Source organism: Allolucifera butyrica (assembly GCF_900476375.1).
GTDB classification, from domain to species: Bacteria; Bacillota; Negativicutes; order Sporomusales; family UPPP01; genus Lucifera; species Lucifera butyrica.
On record NZ_UPPP01000062.1, the window covers coordinates 85,533 to 97,231 of the forward strand.

The following is an 11,699-nucleotide window of genomic DNA, read 5'->3' on the forward strand; positions in this document are numbered from 1 at the left end:
GAAATAAAAATGGAACACATCAGAGCGCATGTACTCATTTGTGCCGGCACTGGCTGCGTATCTTCCGGTTCCAAAAAGGTGGAAGCGGCATTACGCAACGAACTGGCCAAAAAGGGATTGGATAAAGAGGTTAAGATAGTTGAGACCGGCTGCCATGGTTTTTGTGAAATGGGACCGCTGGTTATCGTATATCCGGAGGGAGTTTTCTACTGCCGGGTGCAGGAATCGGACGTACCGGAACTGGTGGAAACTCACCTTTACAAGGGACGGATTGTAGAGCGTCTGCTTTATAAAGAACCGTTAACCATGGAGAAAATACCCAGTTACAGTGAAATTTCATTCTACAAAAAACAAATGCGGATGGTACTCGCCAACTGCGGTCATATCAACCCGGAAGTGATTGAAGACTATATTGCCGAAGGCGGTTATGAGGCCATGGGCAAAGTACTGTCGACAATGAAACCGGCAGACGTCGTGGCCGAAGTGAAAAAATCGGGCTTGCGCGGCCGGGGCGGCGGCGGTTTCCCGACGGGGATGAAATGGGAATTTACCCGGAATGCGCCGGGTACTAAAAAATATGTGGTTTGCAATGCTGATGAGGGCGACCCGGGTGCTTTTATGGACCGCAGTGTTTTGGAGGGCGACCCGCACCGGGTTATTGAAGGCATGGCCATTTGCGGCTATGCGATTGGCGCCGATGAAGGCTATCTTTATGTACGCGCCGAATATCCCCTGGCCATCAAGCGGCTGAAAATTGCCATTAAACAAGCGGAAGATATGGGCTTGCTGGGCGATAACATTTTGGGCTCCGGTTTTAGCTTCCGTCTGAAGATTAAAGAAGGCGCCGGCGCGTTTGTTTGTGGTGAAGAAACGGCGTTATTGGCTTCTATTGAAGGACGCCGCGGCATGCCGCGTCCCCGTCCGCCATTCCCTGCTATTTCCGGTTTGTGGGGCAAACCGACCAATATAAATAATGTAGAGACCTTTGGCAATGTGCCGCAAATTTTTACCAAAGGTGCGGACTGGTATGCGTCAATCGGCACGGAAAAGAGCAAAGGAACCAAAGTATTTGCTTTGACCGGCCGGATTAATCATACCGGCTTGGCTGAAGTTCCCATGGGTATTACCATGCGGGAAGTTATTTTTGATATCGGCGGCGGTATCCCGGAAGGTAAAAAATTCAAAGCCGTCCAAATCGGCGGTCCGTCCGGCGGGTGTCTGCCCGAGGAACTGCTGGATCTGCCTGTTGACTACGATTCACTCATTAAAGCTGGCGCGATGATGGGATCCGGCGGTCTGGTAGTCATGGACGAAACGATCTGTATGGTCGATGTGGCCAGATTCTTCCTCAATTTTACGCAGTCGGAATCCTGCGGTAAATGTACTCCCTGCCGGGAAGGAACCAAACGGATGCTGGAGATTTTGACCCGCATCACTGAGGGAGAAGGCCGCGAGGGAGATATTGAGCTTCTGGAAACAATGGCCAGAGACATTAAAAATACGGCACTGTGCGGCCTGGGCCAGACGGCGCCGAATCCGGTTCTCAGTACGCTACGGTATTTCCGGCACGAATACGAGGCACATATTAAGGAACACCGGTGTCCGGCCGGAGCCTGTTCCAAACTGTCGGGCTATAACATTACCGAGGCTTGCAAGGGCTGCAGCCTGTGTAAAAAGGCCTGCCCGGTCGGGGCGATTACCGGTGAAGTCAAAGGGCGTCATGTTATTGACCAGGAAAAATGTATTAAGTGTGGCGCTTGTATGGCCAAGTGCCCGTTCAAAGCAATTATCAAGGGCTAATTGACGAAAAGGAGCGTGATACCATGGATATGGTTAATATAACAATTGATGGCCAAAAATTACAGGTGCCGAAAACCTCCACGATCCTGGAAGCAGCACGTACTGCGGGAGTAACGGTGCCGAGCCTGTGCTATCATCCGGAACTCAGACCGGAAGGGGCCTGCCGGGTTTGTGTGGTCGAAGTGGCAGGTGCCCGTAGTTTGGTAGCATCTTGCGTGTATCCGGTAAGCGAAGGTATGGTGGTTAACACCAATACGCCGGCAGTGCGGGAAGCCCGGAAAACGGTTGTGGAATTACTTTTAGCCAACCACCCGCAAGACTGTCTCTCCTGTCAAAAGAATTTAAACTGTGAATTGCAGACGATTGCCTCTGATTTGGGCATTCGCAAAATACGGTTTGACGGCGAAAAGAAAAACCATCCGATGGATGCCGCCAATCCGTCATTGGTACGGGACCAGAATAAATGTATTTTGTGCGGCCGTTGCATTCGCGCCTGCAGTGAACGGCAGGGCGTGCACGTATATAGTTTTGCCAATCGCGGCTTTAACACGACTGTCGTTCCCGCCTTCAACCAGGGATTGCATGAAGTTGCCTGTACTTTCTGCGGACAATGCGCCAGCGTATGTCCGACGGCGGCTATCGTGGAAAAAGACGATACCCAGGCAGTTTGGAAAGCAATCAGCGATCCGACCAAGCACGTCGTTGTTCAGACCGCTCCCGCTGTCCGCGTGGCGCTGGGCGAAGCGCTGGGCATGGAAAGCGGCAGTATTGTTACCGGTAAGATGGTAGCTGCTTTGCGGCGTCTTGGTTTTGACAAAGTATTTGACACCGATTTCAGCGCCGACCTGACCATCATGGAAGAGGGATCTGAGTTTATTGAGCGCTTAACCAAGGGCGGGACGCTGCCGATGATTACATCCTGCAGCCCCGGCTGGGTTAACTTTATCGAGTTGATGTACCCGGATTTACTGGACCATCTTTCGACAGCCAAATCACCGCAGCAAATGTTTGGCGCGTTAGTGAAAACGTATTATGCGGAAAAAGTGAACGTCGACCCGAAGGATATCGTTTCGGTGTCCATTATGCCCTGTACGGCGAAGAAAGCGGAAGCCGTCAGAGAAGAAATGAAATCCAGCGGTTATCAGGATGTCGATTATGTACTGACAACCCGTGAACTGGGCCGTATGATCAAAGAAAGCGGCATTGACTTCAACGGCTTGCCGTCGGAAGAATACGATGCACCCCTGGGGATTGCAACCGGCGCCGGCGTTATTTTTGGTGCAACCGGCGGGGTTATGGAAGCGGCCTTGCGGACGGTTTCCGAGGTCGTAACCGGCAAGGAGCTGGAATGCATTGATTTCCATAATGTGCGGGGTTTGACCGGTGTGAAAGAGGCGGCGGTAAAAGTGGGTGATCTGACCGTTAAGGTGGCGGTTGCCCATACATTGGCCAATGCCCGCTTATTGCTGGATAAAATCCGCAAAGGCGAAGCAGACTATCACTTTATCGAGATTATGGCCTGTCCCGGAGGCTGTATCGGCGGCGGCGGACAGCCCTACTCCACTTGCGCCGACATCCGGCAGAAACGGGTTGACGCGATCTATGAATGTGACCAATGCTCGACCTTGCGTAAATCCCACGAGAATCCGGCTGTTAAGGAATTGTATGACACTTGGCTGGGCAAACCGCTGGGTGAAAAATCGCATCATCTGCTTCATACTCACTATCATCCCCAAAAACGTTGCTAGCAGTAAAAAAAAGCGACCGTATTCACGGTCGCTTTTTTCGGCTTTTCCCGCGCCATGAGCTGAAAGACCGCACAGCGGTCTTTCTTTATCGGGTCTTTTGGCGACTACGTTTGTGAAATTTTATAAAAAGTAACCCGCTATTCTGTTTTTGGCGGCAGGTTTTTTCACTTTTTGTGAGAATAATGTAATTTGGAACTGTTAGATATATTGTCAGAGGGGGACGAATGTGAAAGAGCATATTGTTATTTCCAAGGCTACTATTGACCGTCTGCCATTGTACTTTCGAACCCTGCGCACTTTGCAGGAAGAAGGGGCGGAGATTATTTCCTCGGAAGAATTGGGTAGAAGGATCGGCGTAACCCCGGAACAAATTCGGAAAGACTTATCGTCCTTTGGCGAGTTTGGTAAAAAAGGTGTAGGCTATTACGTCAGAGAACTTATGCGCAATGTTGGCGAAATATTGGGGCTGCATCGGAACTGGAATATTGCGATTGTGGGTTTGGGCCATTTAGGTTCGGCATTAGCCAATTATCGGAATTTTGTTTCATTAGGGTTTAATATTAAGGCTATCTTTGATGTGGATAGGGAAAAAGTCGGTCAGCACATTCAAGATGTGGAAGTTTATTCGCTGAGCCGTTTAACTGAGATTATACCGGCCAAAAATATTCATATCGGCGTGATTACCGTGCCTGCCCAATTTGCGCAGCAGGTGGCCGACAAACTAGTGGCGGCCGGGGTGCGCGGCATCTGGAATTTTGCGCCGGTTAAGTTAAATGTGCCGGAACATATTCGTCTTATCAGTGAAGATTTGTCTGTTGGGTTGACGAGTATCTCTTATTATTTGTCCCGTCAGTTAATTGACGAAGATTAAAAAAAATTTGAAAAATTAAGTTTTGGCAGCAGGAATCTATAATATAGTATAGAATACAAATAAAGACAAAATGTGATAGAGCAATGTTTGTCGATTACAATTGAATACTATATGGACAGGGCGGCGTTGTTGCCAAACTGAAAGTATTTCATAGCTATGTTTACTTACGGCTGGTACTTTTACGGTAGCAGATTTTAGTTAGTATACACCTAGGTATGTTTTGTATACACAAAATAGGCCTAGGTGTTTTTTACTATGTTATGAACATAATAAGGACATTACCAAAAGTGAGGAGAGAGTACAAGATGATCGACATTCGTGATCGTGTACGCAATGCAGCTTTGCACGGTAAAATTGTCAGTGCGGAAGAAGCAGCCGCTATCATCAAGCCTGGTATGAACATTGGAACCAGCGGTTTCACTCCTGCCGGCTATCCGAAAGCTGTACCGCTGGCATTGGCGGAACGGATGAAAAAGGAAAATTTCCAGGTTAATTTGTGGACAGGCGCTTCTGTCGGGAAGGAGCTGGACGGGGCCTGGGCGGAAGCGAATGGTATAGCAAGGCGCTTGCCGTATCAGACTAATGAGGCAATTAGAAAACAAATAAATAATGGCAAGATTGCTTATACTGATTTGCATTTGAGCCATGTAGCCCAAATGTCCCGCTATGGCTTTCTGGGCGGGAAAGTAAATGTTGCTATTGTTGAAGCCTGCGCCATTACGGAAGACGGGAACATCATTCCCACAACTTCGTTAGGTAATTCTCCTTCCTTTGTGAAGGATGCCGATATTGTTATTGTGGAAGTAAATACCAGCCAACCAATGGAATTGGAAGGTATGCATGACGTTTACATTCCGCAGGATCCGCCTTGCCGGCAGCCGATTCCGCTGACGAAGCCGGATGACCGGATTGGTACTCCTTATATTCCCTGTGGTGTGGACAAGATTACTTATATTGTTCCCTGCGATCTGCCGGATGCCGTCAGGCCCTTAGCAGCCATTGACGACGATGCACGGGCTATGAGCGCTCATTTGATCGACTTTTTAAACAACGAGATCAAACAAGGCCGGATGCCGAAAAATCTGCTGCCTTTGCAATCCGGTGTAGGATCGGTTGCCAACGCAGTAGTTTGTGGTCTGGTCAACTCGCCTTATGAAAATCTGTCTGTATTTACCGAAGTCATTCAGGACGGCATGTTCGATTTGATTGATGCGGGAAAGTTGACTTTTGCCTCCGGGACCTCCCTGACGCCATCGCCGGAAGGATTGCAGCGCTTCTATGACAACATCGGCGAATACCGGAAAAAAATCGTGCTGCGGCCGCAAGAAATTGCCAACAGTCCGGAATTGGCAAGACGCCTGGGGATTATTGCCATGAATACGGCCATTGAATTTGATATCTTCGGCCACGTTAATTCCACTCACATCATGGGAAGCAAGATGATGAACGGGATTGGCGGTTCGGGTGATTTTGCCCGCAATGGCTATCTGACTTTCTTCTTCTCGAATTCGATAGCCAAGAAGGGTGCCATTTCGTCGATTGTGCCGATGTGTTCCCATATCGACCATACGGAACATGATGTGGATGTATTCATAACCGAACGGGGTGTGGCGGATGTCCGCGGCTTGTCGCCAAAAGAGAGAGCCCGCGTGATTATTAAACATTGCGCCCATCCTGATTATCAACCTTTACTGACAGACTACCTGGAAAGAGCCGAAAAAGCAACCGGTTTTGTTCATACGCCGCATTTGATGGACGAAGCTCTTTCCTGGCATAGCCGGTTTATTCAAACCGGAACAATGAAAAAGTAATGAAAGGGAGGACACAAGAATGGCTAATGAATCATTAAAAGCCAAAAAAGAAGCGTATGACGCCAAAGTAGCGAAATCGCTGGCTAAATTTCCTGAACGCAAGAATCTTGCCCATAACAGATTGTACACCCCGCTGGATATTGAGGGGTTTGACTATGAACGGGATCTGGGCTTCCCGGGAGATTATCCGTTTACCCGGGGGGTACAACCTACCATGTATCGCGGCCGTTTCTGGACCATGCGTATGTATGCCGGGTTTTCCACGGCGGAAGAATCCAATAAACGGTATCGTTACCTCTTGGAATCGGGCGGCACGGGACTTTCCTGCGCGTTTGACCTGCCGACCCAGATCGGTTATGACTCGGACGATCCCGTATCCGAGGGAGAAGTCGGCAAAGTCGGTGTAGCGATTGACTCCTTGGCCGATATGGAGATTTTGTTTGATAGCATTGATTTGGGCAAAGTTTCCACTTCCATGACTATTAATGCACCGGCCTCCGTTTTACTGGCTATGTATATCGCTGTTGCGGAAAAACAGGGTGTAAGTGCTGATAAATTAAAAGGAACCATCCAGAACGATATTTTAAAGGAATATGCGGCTCGCGGTACATACATTTTTCCACCGAAACCGTCCATGCGCCTGATTACCAATATCTTTGAATATTGCTCGAAAAATGTACCGAACTGGAATACCATTTCCATCTCCGGCTATCATATTCGCGAAGCCGGTTCTACCGCTTCCCAGGAAATTGCTTTTACGATTGCCGACGGGATTGCTTATGTAGAAGCGGCCATTAAAGCCGGTCTGAATGTGGATGATTTCGCCGGACGGTTGTCTTTCTTCTGGAATGCGCACAATAATGTTTTGGAAGAAGTGGCCAAATTCCGTGCTTCCCGTCGTGTCTGGGCCAAAGTCATGAAGGAACGCTTTGGCGCTACCAACCCGAAATCCTGGATGCTGCGCGTTCACACGCAAACTGCCGGTTCCATGCTGACTGCCCAGCAGCCGGACAACAATATTGTTCGGGTTGCTTTACAAACGGCGGCTGCCGTTTTAGGCGGTACGCAGTCGCTGCATACGAACTCCAAAGATGAAGCCCTGGCCTTGCCGACGGAGAATTCGGTGCGTATTGCGCTGAGAACCCAGCAGATTGTTGCCTATGAAAGCGGTCTGGCCGATGTGGTCGATCCGCTTGGCGGTTCCTATTATGTAGAAGCCCTTACCGACAAGATTGAAAAAGAGTGTTGGGATTACATCAAGAAGATTGATGAAATGGGCGGCGCCGTTGCAGCGATTGAAAAAGGTTATATTCAAAGAGAAATTCAGGACAGTGCCTTTAAATGGCAAATGGATGTAGAAACCAAACAACGGATTATCGTTGGTGTTAACCAGTTCCAAATCGAAGAAAAAGCACCCGAAGGACTTCTGCGGGTTGACGCTTCTGTCGGCGAATTGCAAAAGAAGAAATTGGCTGACTTGAGAGCAAAACGCGACAATGCTGCGGTGCAGACAAAACTGGCTGCCTTAGAAAAGGCGGCGCAAAACGAAAATGAGAACTTGATGCCGTTCATCCTCGACGCCGTCAAGGTTTATGCAACCCTCGGGGAAATTTGTGGCGTGCTGCGTAAAGTATTCGGTGAATACGAAGCGCATGTCAGCCTATAAGCAAGGATGGGAGGGACAACAATGGAAAAACGTATTAGAGTATTAGTAGCAAAGCCGGGTCTGGACGGTCACGACAGAGGCGCCAAAGTTGTGGCCCGCGCACTGCGTGATGCCGGATTTGAAGTAATTTATACAGGGATTCGTTTGACACCGGAACAAATTGCCGAAGCGGCACTGCAGGAAGACGTAAATGTGGTGGCTCTGAGCTTACTATCGGGAGCGCACAATACTTTGTTCCCGAAAGTAGTCCAACTGGTAAAAGCAAAAGGGATGAACGATGTTTTGGTACTTGGTGGCGGTGTAATTCCCGATGCCGATATTCCCGGGCTGAAAGCGGCCGGCGTTGCCGAAGTCTTTACGCCGGGAACACCGACCACCAGTATTGTTGACTTCATTAAAACAAATATACAATAAGAACGAAATGCACAATAAGGTCTAATACAGGGAACAGGGGTACTGTTTTCTAAAGAAAGCAGTACCCGTTCCAAGGTGGTGAAACCATGGATATTGTGGAAGAGGTGCTGAACGGTTCCCGTTTGGCCCTGTCACGGGCGATTACTGCCGTGGAAAATGAATATGATAATGCGGTTGAAATCATGCAACGGCTCTATCCTCATACAGGCAGAGCGCATGTAATCGGTATAACCGGCCCGCCGGGAGCGGGCAAGAGTACCCTGACGGACAAACTGGCGAAAGAATACCGGCGGCGGGGTAAAACGATCGGCATTGTAGCGGTAGACCCGACCAGTCCTTTTTCCGGCGGGGCCATATTGGGCGACCGGATCCGGATGAATGAGCTGACCCTGGATGAGGGCGTTTTTATCCGCAGCATGGGAACACGGGGAAGTTTGGGCGGTTTATCCAGAAAAACGGCGGAAACAGTAAAAATTATGGATGCCGCCGGCAAGGATATTATTTTTATTGAAACGGTTGGGGTGGGTCAGTCGGAAGTTGATATTGTGAAAGCGGCCGATACGACCTTGGTTGTACTGGTGCCGGGACTGGGGGATGACATTCAGGCTATTAAAGCCGGCATTCTGGAAATCGGCGACATCTTTGCCATCAATAAGGCCGATCGCGAGGGGGTAGAGCGGCTGAATATTGAAATTGAGATGATGCTGGATCTAAATCCTGAACGGGTTGATTGGCGGCCGCCGGTCAAGCGGGCGATTGCCAACCGCGATGAAGGAACGGTTGAATTACTGGATGTCATTGAAGAACATATTACTCATCTGACCCAATCGGGAATGTTGAAAAAGAAACGGACGGAACGGACTAAAAATGAATTGCTGGCTATGCTGGATGAGCAGATTGGCCGGTATGTTCTTCAAAAGGTCGTCAGCAACGGACAATTTGACGACCTGATCATGCAGGTACAGGATCGAAAGAACGATCCTTACAGTGTAGTTAAGCAAATTCTCAATACGGTTTTAAAATAACAGCAATCATGAAGGGGGAACAAGCATGTTTAAAACGTTGAAAGTAGACCACATCGGCATTGCCGTAAAAGATTTGGAACAAGCGAAAAAATTCTATACGGAAGTCCTGGGAATGACGGCTATGGGAGAAGAAGTCGTTGAACAGCAAAAAGTAAAAGTATGTTTCATTCCCTGCGGTGACAGCGAGGTTGAATTGCTGGAATCCACTTCTCCGGACGGCCCAATTGCCAAATTTATTGAGAAAAATGGCGAAGGCATTCAGCATATGGCGCTCCGGGTTGACAATATTGAAGCGGCATTGGCCGACTTAAAGGCCAAAGGAGTTCGTTTGATTGACGAAAAGCCGCGTTATGGTGCCGGCGGCGCCAGCATCGCTTTTGTCCATCCGAAAGCAACCGGCGGCATTTTGCTGGAATTGTCGGAGCGGAAATAAAGGCATCGGGTTTCTAGTGACAAACATAATGGAGGTGCGATATGGCTACAATCCAGGAAAAAATCGACCTGCTCAAAAAGAAGCAGGAAAAAGTGAAACTTGGCGGCGGCGCCAAGCGGATTGAAAAGCAACATGGAAATGGCAAATTGACAGCCCGTGAACGAATCGAAAAATTATTTGATCCAGGTTCTTTTGTAGAACTGGACCAATTTGTAACGCATCGCTGCGTAAATTTTGGCATGGATAAAAAAGAAACGCCGGGAGAAGGCGTTGTTACAGGCTACGGTACTGTTGACGGACGCTTGGTATACGCTTTCGCCCAGGACTTTACGGTTGAGGGCGGTTCCCTCGGTGAAATGCATGCAGCCAAAATTGTTAAAGTACAAAAACTGGCAATGAAAATGGGTGCGCCGCTAATCGGCGTGAATGACTCCGGCGGGGCCCGGATTCAGGAGGCAGTGGACGCTTTGTCCGGATATGGAAAAATATTCCTTCAGAATACGCTTGCTTCCGGTGTGATTCCCCAAATCTCCGTCATCATGGGGCCTTGTGCCGGCGGCGCAGTCTATTCTCCTGCCTTGACTGATTTTATCTTCATGGTGAAGAACACCAGTCAAATGTTTATTACCGGACCGCAGGTTATCAAGTCCGTTACCGCCGAAGAAGTAACAGCCGAGGCATTAGGCGGCGCTATGACCCACAACAGTACATCCGGGGTGGCTCATTTCGCGGCGGAAAATGACGACGACTGCATTAAGCAGATTCGTTACTTGTTAAGTTTCCTGCCGAGCAACAATCTGGAAGATGCGCCGGCGAGGGAAACCGGCGACAGCCCGAATCGTATGGACGAAGGGTTGAACAGCCTGCTGCCGGATAACTCCAATCAGCCTTATAACATGAAAGACGTCATAAAATCAATTGTTGACAATGGCGAATTTTACGAAGTCCATGCGCATTTTGCCCAAAATATTATTACTGGTTTTGCCCGGTTCGACGGACAAACCGTGGGCATTATTGCCAATCAGCCGGCTGTAATGGCCGGATGCCTGGATATTAATGCGTCGGACAAATCGGCCCGCTTTATTCGTTTCTGCGACGCCTTCAATATTCCGCTTTTGAATTTGGTAGATGTGCCGGGATTCTTGCCGGGAACGGGCCAGGAATATGGCGGTATCATCCGGCATGGAGCCAAAATGCTGTATGCCTATTCCGAAGCAACTGTGCCGAAGATTACCGTAATTACCCGGAAAGCCTACGGCGGTTCGTATCTGGCAATGTGTTCCCAGGATCTGGGGGCGGATCAGGTTATGGCCTGGCCGAGTTCTGAAATCGCGGTCATGGGACCGGCGGGTGCCGCCAACATTATCTTCCGCGGTGATCCGGATGTGCAGGCCAAGACGGCGAAATACATCGAAGAGTTTGCCACACCCTATAAAGCTGCCGAACGCGGCTTTGTGGACATGGTCATCGAGCCGAAGGAAACCCGGCCCCGTATTATCGCGGCCCTCAACATGCTGGCGACAAAGCGGGAAAACAGGCCGGCCAAGAAACATGGTAACATTCCCTTGTAATCTCTGATTTCACTGCCATGGATCCGGGTTTTATTAACAGCTAGAAAGGAGACCTGCAAAATGACAGTACCTGATTCGATGGAAGGCGCGATCATATTAAGCGTTATCGATTTTCTACTGAGCTTCGTAATTATTTATGGCATCAGCCTGGTTTTGTATATATTTCCCCATCTGAACAAGCTGGGCCATGTCGATGAAAGCAAGCTGAAGGGCGGCCACTAATTCTTGTTCGTAACCTTATACTATAGGAGGAAAGTGCATGTTTGAACAAATCTCGTCGCTACTGTATTCGCTGGTCGAACAAACCGGCCTTGCCCAGCTTTGGTGGGGCAACGTGGTAATGATTATTGTCGGTGCCGT

The 11,699-nt window shown here is 49.1% G+C and carries 10 protein-coding genes; all 10 read left to right on the plus strand.

All coding sequences use genetic code 11. The features are described 5' to 3' along the window. Positions 1 to 9: 9 nt before the first annotated feature. The 10 genes from nuoF (at position 10) to LUCIF_RS26005 (ending at position 11,561) form a co-directional block, all read left to right on the plus strand. Positions 10 to 1,800, plus strand: coding sequence for an NADH-quinone oxidoreductase subunit NuoF (gene nuoF / locus LUCIF_RS07635; RefSeq protein WP_122627275.1), 1,791 nt, complete (start codon positions 10 to 12; stop codon positions 1,798 to 1,800). Continuing rightward, complete coding sequence (locus LUCIF_RS07640; protein ID WP_243638700.1) at positions 1,749 to 3,548, plus strand: NADH-dependent [FeFe] hydrogenase, group A6; 1,800 nt, start codon at positions 1,749 to 1,751, stop codon at positions 3,546 to 3,548. Before nuoF ends, LUCIF_RS07640 begins: the two co-directional genes overlap by 52 nt. A 226-nt stretch (positions 3,549 to 3,774) precedes the next feature. Beyond that, positions 3,775 to 4,419, plus strand: coding sequence for a redox-sensing transcriptional repressor Rex (locus LUCIF_RS07645; protein ID WP_122627277.1), 645 nt, complete (start codon positions 3,775 to 3,777; stop codon positions 4,417 to 4,419). A 305-nt stretch (positions 4,420 to 4,724) separates the two neighbouring features. Beyond that, positions 4,725 to 6,230 (plus strand): succinyl-CoA:acetate CoA-transferase ScpC, encoded by a 1,506-nt coding sequence (scpC, locus tag LUCIF_RS07650; RefSeq protein ID WP_122627278.1) that lies wholly within the window; start codon positions 4,725 to 4,727, stop codon positions 6,228 to 6,230. A gap of 19 nt (positions 6,231 to 6,249) precedes the next feature. Then, complete coding sequence (locus tag LUCIF_RS07655) at positions 6,250 to 7,896, plus strand: acyl-CoA mutase large subunit family protein (RefSeq protein ID WP_122627279.1); 1,647 nt, start codon at positions 6,250 to 6,252, stop codon at positions 7,894 to 7,896. Between the two features lie 21 nt (positions 7,897 to 7,917). Beyond that, positions 7,918 to 8,310 carry a cobalamin B12-binding domain-containing protein gene (locus tag LUCIF_RS07660; protein WP_122627280.1) on the plus strand — a complete coding sequence of 131 codons (393 nt, stop codon included), beginning with the start codon at positions 7,918 to 7,920 and terminating at the stop codon, positions 8,308 to 8,310. A gap of 86 nt (positions 8,311 to 8,396) precedes the next feature. After that, complete coding sequence (gene meaB, locus LUCIF_RS07665) at positions 8,397 to 9,335, plus strand: methylmalonyl Co-A mutase-associated GTPase MeaB (protein ID WP_122627281.1); 939 nt, start codon at positions 8,397 to 8,399, stop codon at positions 9,333 to 9,335. A 25-nt stretch (positions 9,336 to 9,360) separates the two neighbouring features. Continuing rightward, positions 9,361 to 9,768 carry a methylmalonyl-CoA epimerase gene (mce, locus tag LUCIF_RS07670; RefSeq protein WP_122627282.1) on the plus strand — a complete coding sequence of 136 codons (408 nt, stop codon included), beginning with the start codon at positions 9,361 to 9,363 and terminating at the stop codon, positions 9,766 to 9,768. A gap of 41 nt (positions 9,769 to 9,809) precedes the next feature. Then, complete coding sequence (mmdA, locus tag LUCIF_RS07675; protein ID WP_122627283.1) at positions 9,810 to 11,339, plus strand: methylmalonyl-CoA decarboxylase subunit alpha; 1,530 nt, start codon at positions 9,810 to 9,812, stop codon at positions 11,337 to 11,339. A 60-nt stretch (positions 11,340 to 11,399) separates the two neighbouring features. Further along, a complete protein-coding gene (locus LUCIF_RS26005; protein ID WP_165865920.1) occupies positions 11,400 to 11,561 on the plus strand; it encodes a hypothetical protein in 162 nt (53 codons plus the stop codon). Positions 11,562 to 11,699 lie beyond the last annotated feature (138 nt).

Excerpts from the sequence above, each read along its gene's own strand:
- meaB (WP_122627281.1), top strand. The coding sequence starts at position 8,397 with ATGGATATTGTGGAAGAGGTGCTGAACGGTTCCCGTTTGGCCCTGTCA.
- scpC (WP_122627278.1), top strand. The coding sequence starts at position 4,725 with ATGATCGACATTCGTGATCGTGTACGCAATGCAGCTTTGCACGGTAAA.
- LUCIF_RS07655 (WP_122627279.1), top strand. The coding sequence starts at position 6,250 with ATGGCTAATGAATCATTAAAAGCCAAAAAAGAAGCGTATGACGCCAAA.
- LUCIF_RS26005 (WP_165865920.1), top strand. The coding sequence starts at position 11,400 with ATGACAGTACCTGATTCGATGGAAGGCGCGATCATATTAAGCGTTATC.
- LUCIF_RS07660 (WP_122627280.1), top strand. The coding sequence starts at position 7,918 with ATGGAAAAACGTATTAGAGTATTAGTAGCAAAGCCGGGTCTGGACGGT.
- mmdA (WP_122627283.1), top strand. The coding sequence starts at position 9,810 with ATGGCTACAATCCAGGAAAAAATCGACCTGCTCAAAAAGAAGCAGGAA.
- mce (WP_122627282.1), top strand. The coding sequence starts at position 9,361 with ATGTTTAAAACGTTGAAAGTAGACCACATCGGCATTGCCGTAAAAGAT.
- nuoF (WP_122627275.1), top strand. The coding sequence starts at position 10 with ATGGAACACATCAGAGCGCATGTACTCATTTGTGCCGGCACTGGCTGC.